The organism is Bacillus sp. AY2-1, from assembly GCF_008368965.1.
GTDB classification, from domain to species: domain Bacteria; phylum Bacillota; class Bacilli; order Bacillales; family Bacillaceae_G; genus Bacillus_A; species Bacillus_A thuringiensis_S.
In genome coordinates this window covers 28,829-50,196 of record NZ_QPEL01000017.1, presented here as the reverse complement: position 1 = coordinate 50,196, position 21,368 = coordinate 28,829, and the positions used below count along the sequence as shown (strand labels likewise).

The following is a 21,368-nucleotide window of genomic DNA, read 5'->3' as shown; positions in this document are numbered from 1 at the left end:
TATTATACGGAAAAGGGTATACTATACTCTATCGAAAAGTCTTACACAATCCTTACATTATTGTAAGGGATTTTTTCTTACAGCAAGTTCCCAAGAAAAAATTTTCCCGTTTCATACACTTTTATATTATTATTGAATGATACGAATTTTTATTACAAAAATCAAAGGAGACAGTTTTCAAATGGCTATCTTGCAAGGTTTAGCACTATTACTTGTTGTACTTTGTCTATTTACACTTTTCAGTTACCGTGCGCCTTACGGAATGAAGGCGATGGGTGCTTTAGCTAATGCAGCAATCGCAAGTTTTCTTATTGAAGCATTTCACCGTTATATAGGTGGAGAAATGTTTCACAATGACTTTTTACAATCAGTAGGAGAAGCTTCTGGTAGTATGAGCGGTGTTGCAGCAGCGATTTTAGTCGCATTAGCAATCGGTGTTTCCCCCGTATACGCTGTTTTAATTGGTATCGCTACTAGTGGATTCGGTATTTTACCAGGATTTTTCGCTGGATACGTTTGTGCCTTCGTCGTGAAATTTCTCGAAAAGAAATTACCAGCTGGTGTGGAATTTTTAGCAATCCTATTCATCGCTGCACCAATCTCACGTGGAATGGCAATGCTTATGGATCCGCTCGTTAACGCAACACTTGGTAAAATCGGTTCTATGATTTCAGTTGCAACTACAGAGAGTCCTATCATTATGGGTATTATGCTTGGTGGATTAATAACAGTTATTTCTACCTCTCCACTGAGTTCTATGGCACTAACTGCAATGCTTGGATTAACAGGTTTACCAATGGCAATTGGTAGTCTTGCCGTAGCAGCTTCAGCCCCGATGAACTTTATTTTCTTTAAACGATTAAAAATTTGTTCAAAGAAAGATACAATTGCTGTAGCAATCGAGCCTTTAACACAAGCCGATGTTGTCTCAGCAAATCCAATTCCAATTTATATGACAAATTTCGTTGGCGGTGCATTTGCCGGTATTATTACATCGCTATTCCAGCTTGTTAATAATGCACCAGGAACAGCATCACCAATTCCAGGTCTTCTCGTCCTATTCGGATTTAATGACGTTATAAAAGTAACGATTGCTGCTGTACTATGTGGAATCGTTACCACTATTATCGGATACATCGGATCTATTGTGTTCCGCAAATATCCGATCCGCTCTGCTGATGAAATTCGCGGCGTTAATTCGGAAGAGAAAGTTGCATAAGAAAAAGAGTTATTCTCACCTTTTGAGAATAACTCTTTTTTTCATGTCTTGCCATGGTAAATAAGATTATATCGACGATTTTTATATATATCGACTTACCGACACATTCTGAGCGAGCCGCTTCCGCTTTTATTTTATCCAGTTACGCCTCCTAGACCCTTGCGTCTAAGAACCTTCCCTGCTAAAAGGTAAAAAGCACCTTTTGCAGGGAAGAACCTTATTCACCGGGTCTAAACAGTCGGCTTCACTTTTACTCCACCCAACCGAGCAGCATTTCCCGCACGAATTTGCTTGCTGCGACTGGTGTTTGATCACTATGGTCGTAGACCGGAGCTACTTCTACTAAGTCTGCTCCAACTACATTTATATTTGAATTTGCAATTGCTACGATGGAATCTAATAATTCTTTAGATGTAATACCGCCAGCTTCTAACGTTCCTGTTCCTGGAGCGTGAGCTGGGTCTAATACATCAATGTCGATTGTGACATAGACTGGGCGTCCAGCAAGTTTCGGTAATACTTCTTTTAACGGTTCTAATACGTCAAATTTATATAGGTTCATACCTACTTCTTTCGCCCATTCAAATTCTTCCTTCATTCCAGAACGAATTCCGAAAGAATATACGTTTTCCGGACCAATTAAATCACACACTTTACGAATTGGTGTAGAGTGGGATAAAGGCTCCCCTTCATACGATTCACGTAAATCAGTATGAGCATCCATGTGGATGATTGCTAAATCCGGATATTTTTTTGCCATTGCCTTAAAAATTGGCCAAGACACTAGGTGCTCACCGCCGAGACCTAGTGGAAACTTATCGGCATCTAAAAGTTTTGATACATACTCTTCAATCATGTCTAAACTGCGTTGTGCGTTTCCGAATGGTAATGGGATATCACCCGCATCAAAATATTTTACCTCTTCTAATTCACGATCTAAATATGGGCTATATTCTTCAAGACCGATTGATACTTCACGAATACGTGCAGGACCAAAGCGAGAACCTGGACGGTAACTTACTGTCCAATCCATAGGCATCCCGTAAATAACTACCTTTGACTCTTCAAAACTTGGATGACTTTTAATAAATACTTTACCTGAATAAGCTTCATCAAAACGCATATTCTTTTCCTCCTTATGTGGAACTTAAGGTATCCCAACCTTTCATTATTTCTCAAATTTGGAGCGAACTGCTCCTCTTTCTCGATTTACCGGTGTCTTCTTTTTTAACAATAAGAAGACGATTTTCTTTACAGGAGTGTAAGTAGCTAGCATGTTCAAGTCTTCTGGACAAACACCTTAAATGAGCTACCTACACTTTATTTGTTCAAACTCGATTTCTTACTTAATTAAATCGCCAACAAATTTCGGTAATGCGAATGCTGCATTGTGTAATTCTTTTGTGTAGTATTTCGTTTCGATTTCGTGGAAACGCTCTTCACTTACTTCTAATGGATCATGTTTTTTAGATCCAATTGTGAACGTCCAAAGACCACTTGGGTAAGTTGGGATGTTCGCTGTGTATAAACGAGTAATTGGGAAAATCTCTTTTACGTCTTTAAACACAGTTGTAATTAGTTCTGGTGTGAACCAAGGGTTGTCCGTTTGTGCAACGAAAATACCATCTTCTTTTAACGCTTTAGAGATTCCAGCGTAGAAACCTTTCGTAAATAAGTTTACTGCTGGGCCTACTGGCTCAGTAGAATCTACCATAATTACGTCGTATTCATTTTCGCTTTCTGCGATGTGTAGGAAACCGTCTCCTACTTTTACTTCTACATGCTCATTATCTAATGCGCCTGCAATTGATGGTAAGTATTGTTTAGAGTACTCAATTACTTTTCCATCGATTTCAACAAGAGTTGCTTTCTTTACACTTGGGTGTTTTAACACTTCGCGAATAACACCGCCATCGCCGCCGCCAACAACTAATACGTTTTCAGGGTTTGGATGTGTAAATAAAGGTACGTGCGCTACCATTTCGTGATAAACGAACTCGTCCTTTTCTGTTGTCATAACCATGCCGTCTAAAATAAGCATGTTTCCGAACTCTTCCGTTTCAACCATATCAAGTTTCTGGAATTCTGTTTGCTCCGTATGTAATGTGCGGTTAATACGCGCCGTAATCCCAAAATGTTTTGTTTGTTTTTCAGTGAACCATAGTTCCATCGTACAATCACGCCTTTCAATGCAAATTTATAATAGGGACATCATTAATGTCCCCTAACAAAAATAAAACAAAACATCCAAAATGTATAGTTAAAAGTACAAAAATACCGAAAATATATTTTAGTCAGAGGGTTCTAACATATGTGTATAAAGAAAACCCTTTCTTAAGAAAGGGTTTTCGTCTCTAGTTCTACTGGTTTACGAATTGGAATTAAGATCATAATACAACCAACTAACACAACAATTCCCCCAACTAAAAATGGGCTTTGTGGTGAAACTGTGTGCCCGATAACTCCTGATAAAATTGGAGCAATCGCACCACCTAACCAACGAACAAAGTTATAAACACCTGACGTAACAGATCTTTCATAAGGTGAAATATCCATTACATAACTTGTATATAATGCATTGTTTAAGCCAGATGCCAATCCTGATAAAACGATAAGAGTAATTTGTAACCACATAATTTTCACAAAGAATAGTGCAATTAAGAAAATCGCAAATACGAGTAAACTCCCCTTCAATAATGTTTTTGGTTCATATTTCCCTTCTAGTTTATGTGCTAAAATTGCAGAACCGTAAGCTAACGCCAGTCCCCATCCGCAAAATACAAAGCCTAATTGAATAGCTGATAAATGCATAATAAGTGGTGAATATGCTAACACAACAAAAAATCCGTAGTAGTATAGCATCCCTGAAATAGCACCTTGCATAAATGGTTTATACTTCACCAAGTTAAGTAATTCCCCTACGCCAGCAGCCTTACGCTTCACCTTTCGCTCTGGTTCTTTTACAAAAAAGAATACTAAAATAAATGCTAAGAAAATTAAAATACTCGTCGCGAAAAACGGATAACGCCAAGAATGTCCACCTAGTATTCCACCCAATAACGGCCCCCCAGCCATACCTAAGCCGATAGCTGCTTCGTATAATCCTACTGCTTCATGAACTTCTTTACTTAATGCTATTAACAGTGTCATTGCTGTCGCAAAAAACATCGCATTTCCTAATCCCCATCCAGCACGGAAAAGAGATAATTGAGCAATCGTTTGCGATATACCGCATATAAACGCAAATACAGTCACAATCGCAAGACCGATTGTCATCATTCGTTTATCACCAAATCTCGATGCAAATATACCAGCTGGTAACATCATGATTGCCATCGTTAAAATATAAGCGGTAAATAACATTTCAACTTGCCAATGCGTTGCACCAATTTTCTCAGCAATAATCGGCAAGATTGGGTCAACTACCCCTATACCCGAAAAGGCAAGAAAGGTAGCTACCACTGTAATCAATCTCCCTAGTTTTTGTTTGCTCTCCATTTTGATTACTCTCCTTTTGTGCTCTCTAAAAATGTTACTGCACGATGTAAACTATCTTCGAGTTCTGCCTTTACACGTTGCATTTGCTCCATTTTTTCGTCTAACGTTTGCACTTGTTTTTCAAGCATATCTTTAATTTCTTGAATCACTTCACGATCACGAGGGTTCTCGCTATTTCTTCTTTGCTCCATTCTTTCTTTTAGTGATAAGAAATGTTGCATTTCTTGAAGTGTGATTCCTAGCACTTCTTTCGCTTCCACAATTCTTTTAATTCTGGCAATATCCTCATCCGTATACAGACGAATATTCCCCTCACTACGTTCTGGGGGATGAATTAAACCAATTTCCTCATAATAACGAAGTGTACGTTTTGTTAAACCGACTTGCTTTGTTACTTCATCAATTTTATACATGTTTATTCCTCCCTTCACTCAATTATTACATTTTACGTTAACGTTAACTTTTCTGCAACTGTTAGACTTTTGTAAATGTTTGTCATATTCAATTGTATTTTCCCTAAAGCAGTTTCATAATGAAAGAAAAGAGATAATAAGGAGATTTTCATATGAGTAAACCACTTATTTTTGCTCACCGCGGAGTAAAAGGAACACATCCCGAAAATACGATGATTGCCTTCCAAGAAGCTGAACGCATTGGCGCTCACGGAATTGAACTCGATGTCCACCTATCAAAAGATGGTGAACTTGTCGTAATTCACGATGAAACCGTCGATCGTACAACAAATGGCGTTGGACTTGTTTCTGAAAAAACGGTAGAGGAATTACAATCATTGGACGCTGGTAGCCATAAAGCCCCTTCTTTCCAAGAAGCAAAAATTCCAACGTTGCGCGAGGTTTTCATTTGGCTTTCCACAACGAACTTACAACTAAATATCGAATTAAAAACAGATGTTATTCATTACCCAAATATTGAGGAAAAAGTTGTTGCACTTGTGCGTGAATATCATCTTTCAAATCAAATTGTATTTTCATCATTTAACCATGACTCTGTTTCATTATTAGCAGAAATTGCTCCTGAAATTCCAAGAGCAATTTTATATGATACACCGATTGCTGATCCAATTGCCGAAGCAAAACATAGAGAAGCAAGTGGATTACATCCAAACTTCCAGCTATTAACGAAAGAATTTGTGCAGTTAGCACAAGAGCAAGGATATGTTTTCCGTCCATATACAATTAACGAATACAAAGATTTACAAACTATGATTGATTATGGTGTAGATGTCATCATTACCGATTGGCCAGCACGTGCCTTTGAGCTCCTTTCTTAATGGAAGGGGCTTTTTTATTTTCGAAATTTCATTGTTTAAAATAAACGAAAACCCTCAATACTAATACAATAACGCTTGTATTAATGAGGGGCTGAAAAAAGATGGATCAAACTATGAATCCAAAACTTAAAAAATATAAACGTCTTTTCTTCACCGCAATGTTTTCTTGCGTCCTTTTCTTCGTTTTTTCTTTTTTTGTTATTATTATAGTTGCAAAAATTATGGGACCTCCTCCTGTTGCGGTCCCGCAAACAAGCGTCTTTTACGCAAACGATGATACCGTTATTGGACAAAGTAACGAAATTCAAAAACGTTACAATGTCTCTCTTAATGAAATTTCACCTTATGTAAAAGAAGCGACCCTTTCTATTGAAGATCAAAGATTTTATAAACATCACGGCTTCGATTTAAAACGGATTGCAGGTGCAATTGTTGCTGATTTAAAAGCAATGGCAAAGGTACAAGGAGCTAGTACAATTACACAACAATACGCGCGTAATCTGTATTTAGATCATGATAAAACGTGGAAACGGAAATTATTAGAGGCAATGTACACTGTCCGCCTTGAAGTAAACTATAATAAAAATCATATTTTAGAAGGATATTTAAATACAATTTATTACGGACATGGCGCTTATGGCATCGAAGCTGCGTCCCGTCTATATTTCGATAAAACAGCAAAAGAGTTAACATTAGCAGAAGCTAGTATGCTCGCAGGTATCCCAAAAGGACCAAGTGTCTATTCTCCCTTTTTGAAAGAGGATCGTGCTAAAGGACGACAAGCCCTCATATTAGATGAAATGGTAGAACAAGGATATATTACGAAGCAACAAGCAGCCTTAGCGAAGAAAGAGCCACTAACTTTTGCCTCATTAGATACGAAAAAAGTAGCAGAGGTCGCACCATATTTCCAAGATGCTGTACAAGCTTCACTTCTTCGTGATGTTGGATTAGACGAACAAGCTTTACAACGAGGTGGCTTGCGAATTTATACAACGCTAGACCCTAAACTACAAGCTGTAGCAGAACAAGCTGTAAAAGATCATATACCTGACACAACAAACATACAAACTGCTCTCGTCTCTATGAATCCAACGACAGGTGAAGTGGCTGCTCTTGTTGGCGGAACTGATTATACTACGAGTCAATTTAACAGGGCTACACAAGCCATCCGTCAGCCTGGTTCTACATTTAAGCCATTTCTATATTATGCGGCATTAGAACGAGGATTCACACCTGCTACGCGCTTAAAAAGCGAATATACTGTATTCACCTTAGGTGACGGTGTTTCAAAGTATAAACCGAAGAACTATAAAGATTATTATGCCGATGATTTCGTAACGATGGCACAAGCTCTCGCAGTCTCTGATAACATATATGCTGTGAAAACGAATTTATTTTTAGGAGATGACGCGCTTGCAAAAACAGCGAAACAATTTGGAATTACAAGTGCATTAAAAGATGTGCCTTCTCTAGCTCTCGGTACATCACCAGTAAAACCAATTGAAATGGTCAACGCTTATAGCATGTTCGCAAACGGTGGAAAAGAAGTAAAACCTACTTTCATTCGCCGCATTATGGATCATGAAGGAAATATATTATACGATGCTCATTTAGAGAGTAAACAAGTTCTCGACAAGAGCAAAGCGTTTGTAATGGAAGAAATGATGACTGGTATGTTTAATAAGAAACTAAGCAGTTATGCTGCTGTAACTGGCCAATCGATGTTATCAAAATTATCAAGAACATATGCCGGAAAATCTGGTTCTACTGAAACGGATAGTTGGATGATCGGATTTACTCCGCAAATCGTAACTGGTGTATGGGTCGGATACGATCAACCTAAATCTATTTCAAACGTAGCAGAACAAGGATATGCGAAGAAAATATGGACTGATACGATGGAGAAAGGCTTAGATGGACAGCCAAAAAAAGAATTTAAACAACCAGGTGACGTCGTAGCGGTTAATATCAACCCAGAGAACGGTAAAATTGCTACAAAAAATTGTCCTATTTCTGTGAAAATGTACTTCGCTAAAGGTACCGAACCGACTGAATATTGTATGGATCACGTCGATGATAAAGAAGAATTTGAAAAAACGACTGAAGAAAAGAAAAAAACAAGTTGGTGGAAAAAATATCTTCCTTGGTAAAAAAAATAGCTGACGGGCATCCGTCAGCTATTTTTTATTCACTTAATAATGCACGGCGCAATTCTTCACCAGATTCGTTCCAAATCGCTTCATTATGTTCTTTCAAGAACGTACCAAGTACTTTTTTAGATGATTCATCCATATGGTCAACCATAATGTGACGCTTCATTGATTTATCCATTTTGTTTACGTGTTCTGGAAGTGATTTATATCCGCGGCGAATCTCACGGTCAACTGTCATTTCACAAGCTGTTACACCTGCGTAATACGCACCTGTCGCAGTTCTTTCAATCGTTACCCAAACAAGCCAAAATGGTTTTCCGTTTGGAACTTCATCTTTATTTGTTAAAAACTTAATACCTTTTTCTACTGTACTACGCGCATGCATCGCACCGATATCAACGAATGCAGTCTTCTCTAGTACATCAACAAATACAGGTGAAATGTTTTCTAAGCTTAATGCCCCAACACCAAATCCACCATGTCCATCTGTTGAATCATTTTTCACGATATTAAAACCGATTTTTTTCTTTTTCTCTGTCATATGTAAAATCCTCCTCACTTAAAAATTATAAAAGGCCAAAAATAGGCGCAATGATGCTATCTAAAAATACAAATACATGCGGAATAACTACTTGAAAAATAGGTTGAATTGTGTAATTACTAAGCGGTGTAATAACGAGAATTAATAACGCAATTGCCCCGTATTTTTCATACTGTGTCATTTTCGCGCGAATATTTGCTGGTGCTAAATCTTCCACTACGCGATACCCATCAAGTGGTGGGATCGGTAATAAGTTAAATACAAGTAAAACGATATTCAGCATAATAAAAATCTGGAAAAATTGAGCTAACGTATCTGCTACTGCAGATGGAATTGAGTATAATACACCAAATTTTAATAAGCTATACCAAATAATTAAACCAATTGCACTTAAAATTAAGTTACTAATCGGCCCTGCAATTGAAACTAATATGCCTGCAAGACGCGGTCTTTTAAAGTTATATGGGTTAACAGGAACCGGTCTTGCCCAACCGAATCCAAGAATTAATACTGCAATCAAACCGATAGGGTCTAAATGAGCCATCGGTGATAACGTTAAACGCCCTTGTCTCTTTGCTGTATCGTCCCCAAATTTATATGCAACATATGCATGTGCAAATTCATGAACGGATAATGCAATAATAATCGCCATTGCTACCAACGGAATTTCGTGCAATGGATATCTAAATAACTGATCCATACTTCATCTCCTCTTCCATATGTCAAAAAAAGAAATTATTTGTTTTTTCGATTGTTCTTCCCCATAATCCGCTATAATAAGAGTGTAACTTACATAAAAGGAGCGATTGTACATGCCATACGTAACAGTGAAAATGCTAGAAGGACGCACAGAAGAACAAAAGAAAGCTCTTGCTGAGAAAGTAACAGCAGCAGTAAGCGAAACAACTGGTGCTCCTGAAGAAAACATCGTTGTTTTCATCGAAGAAATGTCTAAAAACCATTATGCAGTTGGCGGAAAACGATTAAGCGACAAATAATTTCAAGTTTTTTCATAAGAAGTAGCCATTAGCTGCTTCTTATTTCTTTCCTTCTAACAACTCAATAATTCTCTCTTTATATTTTCCTTTTCTTCCATCTTCATAGATTAAATCATGTGGATAGAATAACTTTTGATCCGTTCTTTTCTTACCTGTAATCGCCTCAACAATATCCGATTCACGTGAAAGCTCTCTAAGCTCTCCGTTTGGCATAAGAAGCAGGATTGGCAGACGCTCTTCTTCTTCTCCTGCACGATAAAAGTCATACGGTAAGTCCGATGTTGAATCAACTACTAAATAATACTCCGGATCAAGTCCAATCTTTTTAAATAAACTACTTAACTCCATCCAATTATCTAAACCGTGTTTATCTGTAAACTCTACATATTTAAATAGATTTCGATTCATAAAACGGCGACATAAATCGCTTAAAATTGGATCTTCTTCTTCCTGCCATACTTGGAAGTAGTAATACATAACGTTCTCGTCTAACTTTAAATAATCCTCTACTGTTACTTCTTCTTCAAATAAAGAATAGAAATGAACAGGATGATTTTTAAATGTGTAATACTTCTCGTGCAGTGATTTCGCACGGTGTAAAATCTTCGTTAAAATAACTTCTGCACTTCGCGTTACCGGATGGAAATATACTTGCCAATACATTTGATAACGACTCATAATGTAATGCTCAACAGCATGCATACCACTATTTTTAATGACTACTTGATTCCCATACGGACGCATTACACGCAGTATACGTTCCATATCGAAGTTTCCGTACTTTACGCCTGTAAAATAAGCATCTCTTAATAAATAATCCATACGATCCGCATCAATTTGACTCGAAATCATACTAATCGCTAATTTATTAGTAGACGTTTTTGCAATTACATCTGCTACCTTTTGTGGAAACTCCTTATCAACACGACTTAATACATCATTAATCTCCGTATTGCCAACGATAATCTTTTGCGTAAATTTCTCATGATCTAATGAAAATACTTTTTCAAACGAGTGAGAAAATGGGCCGTGGCCGACATCATGAAGTAATGCCGCACATAAACATAACAATCTATCTTCAGCATTCCAATTTGGTCTGCCATCAAACACATCATCAATCATACGACGAATAATTTCGTATACACCTAACGAATGAGTAAAGCGACTATGCTCTGCACCGTGAAATGTAAAAAATGTCGTTCCAAGCTGCTTAATACGGCGCAAGCGTTGAAATTCTTTCGTTCCGATTAAATCCCAAATAACACGATCACGCACGTGCACATATTTATGTACTGGGTCTTTAAACACTTTTGTTTCGCTGAGTTTGTCGTTTAAATATACCACTTTCCGACATCCCCCTTTCTTTACTACATTCTTACTTTATATTATAAACGAAATGAGAAACAGAAAGAAATGAAAGACTGTATTAATTCCCTTTATAAAAAGAAAAAATCACCTTTACCGAAGTAAAAGTGATTTCCTTTATACATTATTTACCTAAAACGAATTCAGCAACTTCGTCTAAGATCATATCTTTCCCTAGTGGGAAGTAACCTTTGTTTAAGTCTTCATTTTTAATTGTAAATACGTGGTTGTTTTTAACAGCGTTCATGTTTTTCCAAATTGATTCTTCTTGGAATTCTTTTAAGCGCTGAGAACCGTCACCAGTTGTAAATACGAATAAGTAATCTGGGTTGTAATCGATTAAAGCTTCTTTTTGTACTTGTACTAACGGTTTATCAGTTGGTGTACCTTTAACTGCTGGTAGTTTTAAATCATTAAAGATTACGCTACCGTAACCGTAGTCACCGTATACGCGGAAAGCATTTGGATATGCAGCCATTTTCATAAATGTTGCTTCACCAGTTTTAGCGACGATTTTGTCATGTAATTTGCTTGCTTTTTCATCATACTTTTTGAACCATTCTTTTGTTTCTTTTTCTTTACCGAAGATTTGACCTACTTCTTGGAATTTTGGACGCCATTGATCTAATGGAGTGTTTAACATAACTGTTGGTGCAATTTTAGATAATTGATCATAAATCTTTTCTTGACGATTATTTACAAGAATTAAATCTGGTTTTGCAGCAGCTACTGCTTCGATGTTAATTTTATCGCCCCAAGCAGAACCAACTGGTTTAACGTCTTTTAGTTTCTTTTCAATATGTGCATCAATTTTTTCTTGAGATGTATTAGCAGTAATAACCGGTTTCATACCGAAAATTAATAATTCTTCTGTTGAACCACTAAGGTCAGCAATTTTCTTTGGATTTGCAGGAATTTTAATTTCCCCTTTTGCATGTTTTACAGTGCGCTCTTCAGTCTTTGCATCTGCTTTCTTTTCTTCTTCTTTGTTAGAACAAGCTGCAAATAGTACAGAAGTCACAACTAGTACCATTGCTAATAGTGCCATTTTAAAATTCTTCATGTTCCCACTCCTTCTAGCTGTATTTATCTTATAAGTTACAATGAACTATAAGAAACAAATATAACAATTAATTTATATATATTTATTAATTGTTGTTAATAACCCATTCTAACGGGCGTTCAACTTCCCATTCTTATATAAGAAGCTCAACGTCCATTAGAAGTCCCCCCTCTTCACGAGGGGGTTCTACTTATGCTTTTTTACGCAATTGATTACTAATCATCGCTAAATCATATGTTAAACAAATTGGCTTACAGTTTACTGGACAAGGAACGATTTGAGCTTCAATCTCAAATACACTGCGAAGTGTTTCACTTGTCATAACTTCATCTGGCGTTCCTTGTTTCATTAACTTACCTGCTTTTAATGCAATCATATGATCTGAGAAACGAGAAGCGTGGTTTAAGTCATGGATAACCATAACAATCGTTCTACCTTCTTCTTCATTTAATTTTTTCAATAAGTTTAATACTTCTAATTGATGAGCCATATCTAAGTACGTTGTTGGTTCATCCAATACAAGTAATTCTGTTCCTTGTGCAAGGGCCATCGCAATCCATACACGTTGACGTTGCCCGCCTGATAACGCCTCTGCTGAACGATTTGCGAATTCTGTCATTCCCGTCACTTCAAGTGCCCAATGAATGTAACGATAATCCTCTTCTTTCAACGTTCCAAATCCTTTTTGATGAGGAAAACGTCCATATGAAACAAGTTCAAACACAGTAAGGCCAGTTGGCACTTCTGCAGTCTGTGGTAAAATCGCCATTTTCTTTGCGATTTCTTTTGTTGGTTGTTTCTCGATTGCTTTTCCGTCAAGATAAACAGTACCTTTTTTCGCCTTCAAAATACGAGAAGCCGTTTTTAATAATGTGGACTTCCCACAACCATTTGGTCCAATAATTGTTGTAATTTTCCCTTCCGGAATTTCAACTGTTAATCCATCAATAATTAACCCTTCATTATAGCCAACAGATACCGCATCAACTGCTAAAGTTGCCATACAAAAAGCCTCCCTTTATTTTGTCCTCATAAGTAAGTATATGAAATATGGTGCACCAATTACAGAAATAACAAGACCGACCGGTATTTCTGAAGTTGTTAACACGCTTCTTGAAATTACGTCTGCGAATAAGAGTAAAAACGTCCCTATTAGTGCAGCAGTAGGCAGCATAATTTGATGTTTACCACCAACAAGGCGCCTCGCTAAATGCGGAGCCATTAAACCGATAAAACCAATTCCTCCGGCAACAGCGACAGATGCACCAGCTAAGCAAACTGCAATAAATAATAATTTACGTCTTTCCTTTTCTACATTTAAACCAAGACCAACTGCTGTAGAATCGCCTAGGTTCATTACATTTAATATGTGCGCCTTACTAATAGCAAGTGGCAAGAAAATAACCATCCATGGAAGTACACTTAGCACGAACTTCCAATCTGTGCCCCATAGACTTCCTGCTAACCAAATCGTAGCAAAACGAAAATCGTTAGATGTCATCTTCATAGAAAAAATTAAACTAACAGCACCAAACCCGGCTGCAACAGCGATACCAACTAGTATTAATCTCGTTGATGAAACGCCGTCTTTCCATGCTAGTAAATAAATAATAACCGCCGCTAATATTGCACCAACCAACGCGAAGAATGGAAGGATAAATACAGATAAAAATGTACCAGTCCCAACTTTTCCAAAGAAAAAGTAGACGAATATAACAACTGTTAATCCCGCTCCAGCGTTAATACCGATAATACCTGGATCAGCAAGTGGATTTCGTGATAATCCTTGCAAAATCGCACCTGACATCGCTAAAGCAGATCCGACTAGTATAGCAATCACCATACGCGGCATGCGGAATTCAAATAAAATAACAGACTGATCTTCAGCCCCTATTCCAACCAATGACTTTAATACGTCCATTGGCGGTATTTTAAAAGTTCCTGTATTTAAACTAATAAGAAATATAGAAACGATTAGTCCTACTAAAATCGTTAATATAGAAATGTTCTTTTTTGTTAAGACACTCGTCCTCACATCTTTCCTCTCCCTTCATTACGTGCTAAGTAGAGGAAGAATGGAACCCCAATTAGCGCTGTAATTGCTCCAATTGGCGTTTCAAATGGCGGGTTAATAACGCGAGATAACATATCTGCACATTCAATTAACAGCCCGCCTAAGACCGCAGAACATGGAATAACCCATCTATAGTCCGAGCCTACAAGGAAACGAGTCATATGCGGGATTACAAGACCAACAAATCCAACTGATCCTGCCATGGAAACTGCGGAACCCGTTAAAACAAGAACAAGTACTGTTCCGATAAATTTAATTAATGTCGTATTTTGACCAAGTCCAATCGCAATTTCTTCACCGAAGCTCAAAATTGTAATATATCTCGACATCATAATTGCGATAAAAAGACAAACAAGGCCAATTGGCACTAACATATTAATACTTTGCCATTTCACTCCAGCAACTCCGCCTGCATTCCACATGCTCACCTCTTGAGCAAGATTAAAATACAATGCAATTCCAGATGAAATTGCCCCTAATAGAGCACTAATAGCTGCACCTGCTAAAGCTAATTTCACAGGTGTTAATCCACCTGGTGAAGAAGACCCAATTCCATATACAATGCTTGCACCAAACGCAGCTCCAATAAAAGATGCAATAACAAACATCAAATAAGGTGAATTAGGAAAAAATGCATACATAATTGCAATTCCAAATACTGCACCATCTGTAATCCCCATTAACGATGGTGAAGCAAGTGGATTTCGCGTCATGCCTTGCATAATTGCTCCTGATACCGCTAAAAAGGCACCTGCAACTACGCCCCCTATTGCTCTAGGCATGCGAAGCTCTTGAATTACGTTATGATGTGTAATAGATCCATCAAACTGAAATACAGCTTGCCATACAGTCTTTAAACTAATATCTGCAGCCCCAAAAGAAATAGAAACTGCCATGCTTAAAGCTAACAAAACTGTACCCGCTACTAAAATAATAGAAGCAATGAGCGGTCTGCTCTTAATCTCTTTAACATTCTCTTCTTGCTGTTCTATACTGCTTGCGCTCGCTTCCATCCCTCAACCATCCTAACCAACAACATATATTTATTAAAATGAAATTTATTCTCAAATAGTAATAAAAAAATTAGGTGAATTGTTATTTTCCTGATAATGATTCTCAGAATCAGACACTTCTATTCTACCTATCGCTTTAAAAGACTGTCAACCATTATTTTGAAATACAAATTTATATAAATTAGAACTTTAATACAAAAGTTATATCCATCCTTTAGAAAACGTTCGTCCACACAAGAGCACTTTCGCAGAATAAATCGTTCCTCTTATGGGCATAAAAAAGAAGAGTAATCTTTTCACTCTTCTTTTTCTTACTTATTTAACTTTGCTTCAATTTTTACGATTAACTCATCTTCTGTTGGAGCCGCAACTGGACGGTTATTTACAAATGCGAATGATTTTTTACGACCAGGACCACAGTAAGACTGACATCCAACTTCAATCGTTGCACATGAATCTACTTTTTTTAACTTCGGAACTAACGTTTTAACGTTCGTTGCCTGACAGTCATCGCACACGCGAAATTCGTTTCCCATTATATAACACTTCCTCTATTTTAAACTTTTCTCAAGTACATTTAAAAATAAACACTAAATGGTATTTTACCGTTCTTTGAAGCTCGTTGCAAGTTTCCCTACAGGGCCTATTCTCTACATAATGCTACATATTTATATGCTCTCCTACAGAAGCGCTCACCATTCATGGGAAAATTTTTACCTTTCATCGAAATCTACCATATTTTTAAAAGCTTTGTATAAAAGTTTATTTTTTTGCCCATTATAAAAATAGGAAGTTCATAAAAAGAAAGGGAGTTGAATCTATGAAAGTAAGACAAGATGCTTGGACAGATGAGGATGATTTATTACTTGCTGAAACGGTACTTCGTCATGTTCGAGAAGGAAGTACGCAATTAAATGCATTTGAGGAAGTAGGGGATCAGTTAAATCGTACATCCGCTGCTTGTGGTTTCCGCTGGAATGCTGTCGTTCGCTATAGCTATGAACAAGCTCTTCAACTAGCAAAAAAACATCGTAAAGATAAAATGCGCGCTGCAAGCGGTGAGCAAGCGAAAAAACGTTTACTTTATACACCACCAGCTTCAGATTCGATAACTGATTATGAAGAATTCGTACAAGAGGAATCAATTGTACAATATAAAGAAGCTATTCCATATCAAGAATCTACCGTTCCTGTTGCAAAAAGCTCTATGACAATGCAAGATGTTATTTATTTCTTACAAACAGTTGGATCCTCAAATATAAAAGTAACAGCTCTTGAAAACGAGAATACGAGATTGAAACAAGAAATTAAAGCACAAATCCTTCGAAATGAAGAACTAGAAAAGAAACTAGAAAAATTAGAAAAGCAATCTCATACTGTACAAGAAGATTACGAAACACTTATGAACATTATGAACCGAGCTCGTAAGTTGGCAGTCATGGATGACGAAGAACGTTCTCAAACATCTTTCCGAATGGATCGAAACGGTAATTTAGAAAAAATTGCAGAATAAAAAGGATGCATATAATGCATCCTTTTTATTCTTTCACATCTAAACTTCCCCTTTATATATGAGAAAACTCTATTCTTCATTTTTTTGCTATAATAGAGATTGTCATTTTAAAGATAAGGGGTTAGTTATATGAGCAATTCCCGTTCCATTTTATCTCAGCCAGAGTGGCGTATTGTAGATCAATCTAGTTTGGGACCAACATTCCATGCATTGCAGTCATTCGCAATGGATGACACACTGTGCACAAGCATTGGAAATGGTCAATCAGCTGCAACAATGCGTTCTTGGGTTCATCACAATACAATTGTTCTTGGCATTCAAGATTCACGCCTACCACACTTAGAAGAAGGCATTTCCTTGTTAAAAAAGAACAACTTTAATGTTATTGTTCGTAATTCTGGCGGGCTTGCAGTCGTGCTTGATGAAGGTGTTTTAAACGTATCACTTTTATTCCAAGAAACAGAAAAAGGTATCGATATTGATCTTGGATACGATACGATGTGGCATTTAATTAAGGAGATGTTAAAGGATTACGACGTTACTATCGAGGCAAAAGAAATTGTAGGTTCTTACTGTCCTGGTAGCTATGACTTAAGTATTCGCGATCAAAAATTCGCTGGCATTTCACAGCGCCGTATTCGCGGGGGTGTCGCTGTCCAAATTTATCTTTGTGCTACAGGAAGTGGCTCTGAGCGTGCCGCACTCGTTCGTGATTTCTATAACCTAGCCATTCAAGGAGAAGAAACACGCTTTACGTATCCTGAAATTGTACCGAGTACGATGGCTTCACTTTCAGAATTACTTGGCGAAACCATTACAGTACAAGATTTAATGATGCGCCTTTTAAAAACATTGCAGCAATTCGCTCCGAAGTTAACACCATCTCAATTAACAATAGATGAAATACCTTTATATGAGACGAATTTACAACGGATTATTGATCGTAACAATAAAGCACTTGGCTTAGAAAAATAAAGACCGTCGCTATTATAGCGACGGTCTTTATTTCAATTCATTATAGAATTAAAGTGCTTGAGCTGCTGTAATTAAAGCTAACTTGTACACTTCTTCTTCGTTACATCCACGAGATAGGTCATTTACAGGCATGTTTAAACCTTGTAAGATTGGTCCTACTGCTTCGAAGTTACCTAAACGTTGAGCGATTTTGTAACCGATATTACCAGCTTCTAAGCTTGGGAATACGAATACGTTAGCATCACCTTTAATTGTAGAACCTGGAGCTTTTTTCTCAGCTACAGATGGTACGAATGCAGCATCGAATTGGAATTCTCCATCTAAAGTTAATTCAGGAGCCATTTCTTTTGCAATGCGAGTTGCTTCTACAACTTTTTCTGTTTCTGGAGATTTCGCAGAACCTTTTGTAGAGAAGCTTAACATAGCAACGCGTGGGTCAATACCGAATAATTCAGCAGTTTTTGCACTCTCGATACCAATTTCAGCTAAATCTTGGCTGTTTGGTGCAATGTTAATTGCGCAATCAGCGAATACATATTTCTCTTCTTCACGTACCATGATGAATACGCCAGAAGTTTTTGTAACGCCTGGTTTTGTTTTAATGATTTGAAGTGCTGGACGAACTGTATCAGCTGTAGAGTGAGCTGCACCACTTACTAAACCGTGTGCTTTGCCCATGTATACAAGCATTGTACCGAAGTAGTTTTCGTCTTTAAGGATTTTGCGAGCGTCTTCTTCAGTTGCTTTACCTTTACGGCGTTCAACGAAAGATGCTACCATTGCATCCATTTCTTCATATGTAGCTGGGTCATAAATATCAACGCCTGCTAATGTTAAATTCATGCTAGCAGCTTTTGCGCTAATTTCTTCCTTATTACCAACTAAGATTGGTTTTACTAACTCTTCTTTTGCTAAACGCTCTGCAGCGCCTAAAATTCTTTCATCAGTTCCTTCAGGAAGTACGATAGAAATGCCTTTTCCTTGAACTTTTTCTTTTACTGTTGTAAATAAGTTGCTCACGAATAAACCCTCCTACATATGTTAAAAAAACTCTATCTTTAAGAATACTGCTTTTCTTCTATATTTTAAACTTATAGCTCCCAAAAAATAGATAAAATGAAAATGATTATATTTTCATAAAATTCAGCCTAAAAATAAATCCCCTTTAATCCTTATCTCCTCCTATTTTCAAGTAAATTTAAATGTGACAATTTTATGCGCCAAAGCTTTATATAGATGATTTTAAAACTATATATGCTATAGTTAACGTGTAAAACTATCATTAACTGAGGTGAATAGAATGAGTGAAGCAACAACAACGTTAGATGGCTGGTATTGTTTACATGATTTACGTTCTATTGATTGGGCTGCATGGAAAACATTATCTAGCGACGAACGCGGACAAGCTGTGTCTGAATTTTTAAATGTCGTTGAAAAATGGAACGAAGTATCTACTGCGAAAAAAGGTAGTCATGCAATGTATACAGTTGTTGGCCAAAAAGCTGATATTATGCTTATGATTTTACGTCCAACAATGGAAGAGTTAAATGAAATTGAGACAGAATTGAATAAAACAACATTAGCTGAATATATGGTTCCTGCATACTCTTACGTATCTGTTGTTGAACTAAGCAACTACCTTCCAGCTGATGAAGATCCATATCAAAACCCACAAATCTTAGCTCGCTTATATCCAGAACTACCAAAAGCAAATCACATTTGCTTCTACCCAATGGACAAGCGTCGCCAAGGTGATGACAACTGGTACATGCTTCCTATGGAAGAACGTAAGAAAATGATGTACAGTCATAGTAAAATTGGTCGCCAGTACGCAGGTAAGGTACGCCAAGTTATTTCAGGGTCAGTTGGATTCGACGATTTTGAGTGGGGCGTAACATTATTCGCTGACGATGTTCTTCAATTTAAAAAACTTATATATGAAATGCGCTTCGATGAAGTAAGTGCTCGTTATGGTGAATTCGGAACATTTTTCGTTGGAAACATTTTACCAGACGAAAAGGTAGAGAAATTTTTACACATATAAATCGTGAAAAAGGAACGAAATTCGTTCCTTTTTTTATTACCCTCCATATTTCTCCTCAAAAAACTGCTTTTCTCCGCAAATTTGAACAAAAATCGACAAATCTCTTTCAAATACCTTACAAAATTGTAACCTTTCTATATCCAAATTTATGCTAAAATGATACGAGCTATATGCTAAATAACGATGCGAAGGTGATAATCTATATGAAAAAAATCTTGTCTATTTTACTATTGCTTGTATTGTCAATTTCTTCCTTAGTAGTAACAACATCCCATGCGGAAGAAAAAATACATATTGAGGCTGCTGCTGCACTTTTATTTGATGCAGATACAGGAAAAATACTTCACGAGCAAAATCCAGATGAATTGCTAGCTATTGCTAGTATGTCAAAATTAATTGTTGTTTACGCTGTTTTAGAAGCAATTAAAGAAGGAAAAATCACTTGGGATACGAAAGTAAATATTTCTGATTACGCTTATGAAGTCTCTCGTAATAATGAATTCTCTAATGTACCGTTCGAAAAAGGACGTCAATATACTGTAAGAGAATTATATCATTCTATTGTTATATTCTCTGCAAATGGATCTAGTATTGCTTTAGCAGAACTTCTTGCAGGAAGTGAGAAAAACTTCTTAAATCTTGCAAATGAACATGCAAAAAAGCTAGGGTTAAAGAAATATAAATTTGTAAACTCTACCGGGTTAAATAATGCTGATTTAAAAGGAAAACATCCTGAAGGAACAGATCCGACCGGAGAAAACTCCATGTCAGCTCGCGATATGGGTATTCTTGCAAAAACGATTATTACAAAGTATCCAGAAATGCTAGAGGATACAAAACAAAGATTTAGAAACTTCCCAGACAATCATCCAAAACCAATTCGTATGGAAAACTGGAACTGGATGTTACCAGGCGCTGCCTTCTCTTATGATGGAACGGACGGTTTAAAAACTGGTAGTTCTGATACCGCTGGATATGGGTTCACTATTACAGCGAAACGTGGTGATGTTCGTCTTATCTCGGTTATTATTAAAACAAAATCAATGGATGAACGCTTCACAGAATCTCGTGAATTAATCGAACATGGATTTAATAACTTTGAAAAACAAAAATTAAAAGTTAATAAAAACAATACAATCTCTGTAGTAAAAGGGAAAGAAGACCAAGTAACTGTTGCACCCGAAAAAGAAATAACAGTAATTGCGAAAAAAGGTAGCAAAGAGCCTTATAAAATTGGGACTGAATTAGATAAATCCCTTGCTGAAGATGGACATTTAGTTGCTCCTGTTAAGAAAGATACCAAAGTAGGCTCAATTACTTTAGAATCAACTGATAAATATGGTTTCTTAGACGGTAGTAAAAGTATGAAAGCTACTGCAAAAACGACAGAAGAAGTTGAAAAAGCAAATTGGTTTGTATTATCAATGCGCTCTATTGGAGATTTCTTCTCAAACTTATGGTCTAAAGTATTTTAATAATGATGAAAAGCTAGCTCACGCTAGCTTTTTTTATTTTCTTCTCTCCATGTAAAACTTCGTTTGGTTGTCATATCTGAGTCCTTTTCCTCATACGTATGAACTAGTAATTGTTACACACTTCATCTAGAGATAAAGTGAAA

At 36.9% G+C, this 21,368-nt stretch carries 21 protein-coding genes; 8 read left to right on the top strand and 13 right to left on the bottom strand.

What is annotated here, in order from left to right; genetic code table 11:
• Window positions 1-181: 181 nt before the first annotated feature.
• Window positions 182-1,219, top strand: a complete 1,038-nt coding sequence (locus tag DN403_RS04205) for a PTS sugar transporter subunit IIC (RefSeq protein WP_098437056.1) — start codon at window positions 182-184, stop codon at window positions 1,217-1,219.
• Between the two features lie 250 nt (window positions 1,220-1,469).
• Here the strand turns inward: DN403_RS04205 and speB are convergent, their stop codons facing one another.
• The 4 genes from speB to DN403_RS04185 form a co-directional block, all read right to left on the bottom strand.
• The gene (gene speB, locus DN403_RS04200) at window positions 1,470-2,342 is read right to left on the bottom strand and encodes an agmatinase (protein WP_098437057.1); all 873 of its coding nucleotides are present in this window, start codon (window positions 2,340-2,342) and stop codon (window positions 1,470-1,472) included.
• Window positions 2,343-2,561: 219 nt separating this feature from the next.
• On the bottom strand, window positions 2,562-3,389 hold the full coding sequence (speE, locus tag DN403_RS04195) for a polyamine aminopropyltransferase (protein WP_098437058.1): 828 nt from the start codon (window positions 3,387-3,389) through the stop codon (window positions 2,562-2,564).
• A gap of 164 nt (window positions 3,390-3,553) precedes the next feature.
• Window positions 3,554-4,717, bottom strand: coding sequence for an MFS transporter (locus DN403_RS04190; RefSeq protein ID WP_000444236.1), 1,164 nt, complete (start codon window positions 4,715-4,717; stop codon window positions 3,554-3,556).
• Between the two features lie 5 nt (window positions 4,718-4,722).
• Entirely contained in the window at window positions 4,723-5,130 is a 408-nt protein-coding gene (locus DN403_RS04185) for a MerR family transcriptional regulator (RefSeq protein ID WP_000276560.1), read from the bottom strand.
• A gap of 152 nt (window positions 5,131-5,282) precedes the next feature.
• Here DN403_RS04185 and DN403_RS04180 point away from each other — a divergent pair, with 152 nt between their 5' ends.
• Window positions 5,283-6,008 carry a glycerophosphodiester phosphodiesterase gene (locus DN403_RS04180; protein WP_000042780.1) on the top strand — a complete coding sequence of 242 codons (726 nt, stop codon included), beginning with the start codon at window positions 5,283-5,285 and terminating at the stop codon, window positions 6,006-6,008.
• Window positions 6,009-6,109: 101 nt separating this feature from the next.
• Complete coding sequence (locus DN403_RS04175) at window positions 6,110-8,161, top strand: transglycosylase domain-containing protein (RefSeq protein ID WP_000372951.1); 2,052 nt, start codon at window positions 6,110-6,112, stop codon at window positions 8,159-8,161.
• A 34-nt stretch (window positions 8,162-8,195) separates the two neighbouring features.
• Here the strand turns inward: DN403_RS04175 and DN403_RS04170 are convergent, their stop codons facing one another.
• Both DN403_RS04170 and DN403_RS04165 read right to left on the bottom strand, forming a co-directional pair.
• The gene (locus DN403_RS04170) at window positions 8,196-8,705 is read right to left on the bottom strand and encodes a YwhD family protein (RefSeq protein ID WP_000136681.1); all 510 of its coding nucleotides are present in this window, start codon (window positions 8,703-8,705) and stop codon (window positions 8,196-8,198) included.
• Between the two features lie 25 nt (window positions 8,706-8,730).
• Window positions 8,731-9,405: a site-2 protease family protein gene (locus DN403_RS04165; protein ID WP_000372445.1), complete on the bottom strand. Its 675-nt coding sequence runs from the start codon at window positions 9,403-9,405 to the stop codon at window positions 8,731-8,733.
• A 112-nt stretch (window positions 9,406-9,517) separates the two neighbouring features.
• On the opposite strand from DN403_RS04165, the gene DN403_RS04160 reads away from it, so the two are divergent.
• Window positions 9,518-9,703: a 2-hydroxymuconate tautomerase gene (locus DN403_RS04160; RefSeq protein ID WP_001147171.1), complete on the top strand. Its 186-nt coding sequence runs from the start codon at window positions 9,518-9,520 to the stop codon at window positions 9,701-9,703.
• A gap of 39 nt (window positions 9,704-9,742) precedes the next feature.
• Here DN403_RS04160 and DN403_RS04155 read toward each other — a convergent pair whose 3' ends face one another.
• The 6 genes from DN403_RS04155 to DN403_RS04130 form a co-directional block, all read right to left on the bottom strand.
• A complete protein-coding gene (locus tag DN403_RS04155) occupies window positions 9,743-11,047 on the bottom strand; it encodes an HD domain-containing protein (protein ID WP_000262742.1) in 1,305 nt (434 codons plus the stop codon).
• 145 nt (window positions 11,048-11,192) lie between these two features.
• On the bottom strand, window positions 11,193-12,131 hold the full coding sequence (locus DN403_RS04150; RefSeq protein ID WP_000787726.1) for an ABC transporter substrate-binding protein: 939 nt from the start codon (window positions 12,129-12,131) through the stop codon (window positions 11,193-11,195).
• A 190-nt stretch (window positions 12,132-12,321) separates the two neighbouring features.
• The gene (locus tag DN403_RS04145) at window positions 12,322-13,134 is read right to left on the bottom strand and encodes an ABC transporter ATP-binding protein (protein WP_000212066.1); all 813 of its coding nucleotides are present in this window, start codon (window positions 13,132-13,134) and stop codon (window positions 12,322-12,324) included.
• 15 nt (window positions 13,135-13,149) lie between these two features.
• Window positions 13,150-14,166, bottom strand: coding sequence for a FecCD family ABC transporter permease (locus tag DN403_RS04140; protein ID WP_001260753.1), 1,017 nt, complete (start codon window positions 14,164-14,166; stop codon window positions 13,150-13,152).
• Window positions 14,163-15,218: a FecCD family ABC transporter permease gene (locus DN403_RS04135; RefSeq protein WP_000388296.1), complete on the bottom strand. Its 1,056-nt coding sequence runs from the start codon at window positions 15,216-15,218 to the stop codon at window positions 14,163-14,165. The genes DN403_RS04140 and DN403_RS04135 overlap by 4 nt, the downstream gene beginning before the upstream one ends.
• Window positions 15,219-15,529: 311 nt before the next feature.
• Entirely contained in the window at window positions 15,530-15,754 is a 225-nt protein-coding gene (locus tag DN403_RS04130; protein ID WP_000526079.1) for a YuzB family protein, read from the bottom strand.
• 284 nt (window positions 15,755-16,038) lie between these two features.
• Between DN403_RS04130 and DN403_RS04125 the strand changes: the two genes are divergently transcribed.
• Together DN403_RS04125 and lipL are read left to right on the top strand one after the other, a co-directional pair.
• Window positions 16,039-16,731, top strand: a complete 693-nt coding sequence (locus DN403_RS04125) for an RsfA family transcriptional regulator (protein ID WP_000868355.1) — start codon at window positions 16,039-16,041, stop codon at window positions 16,729-16,731.
• 129 nt (window positions 16,732-16,860) lie between these two features.
• On the top strand, window positions 16,861-17,706 hold the full coding sequence (gene lipL, locus DN403_RS04120) for an octanoyl-[GcvH]:protein N-octanoyltransferase (protein ID WP_000071959.1): 846 nt from the start codon (window positions 16,861-16,863) through the stop codon (window positions 17,704-17,706).
• A gap of 48 nt (window positions 17,707-17,754) precedes the next feature.
• On the opposite strand, the gene pta is transcribed toward lipL, so the two are convergent.
• On the bottom strand, window positions 17,755-18,726 hold the full coding sequence (pta, locus tag DN403_RS04115) for a phosphate acetyltransferase (protein WP_000067215.1): 972 nt from the start codon (window positions 18,724-18,726) through the stop codon (window positions 17,755-17,757).
• A 280-nt stretch (window positions 18,727-19,006) separates the two neighbouring features.
• On the opposite strand from pta, the gene hemQ reads away from it, so the two are divergent.
• Window positions 19,007-19,750: a hydrogen peroxide-dependent heme synthase gene (hemQ, locus tag DN403_RS04110; protein WP_001287602.1), complete on the top strand. Its 744-nt coding sequence runs from the start codon at window positions 19,007-19,009 to the stop codon at window positions 19,748-19,750.
• A gap of 203 nt (window positions 19,751-19,953) precedes the next feature.
• Entirely contained in the window at window positions 19,954-21,225 is a 1,272-nt protein-coding gene (locus DN403_RS04105) for a serine hydrolase (RefSeq protein ID WP_000722880.1), read from the top strand.
• Window positions 21,226-21,368: the final 143 nt, after the last annotated feature.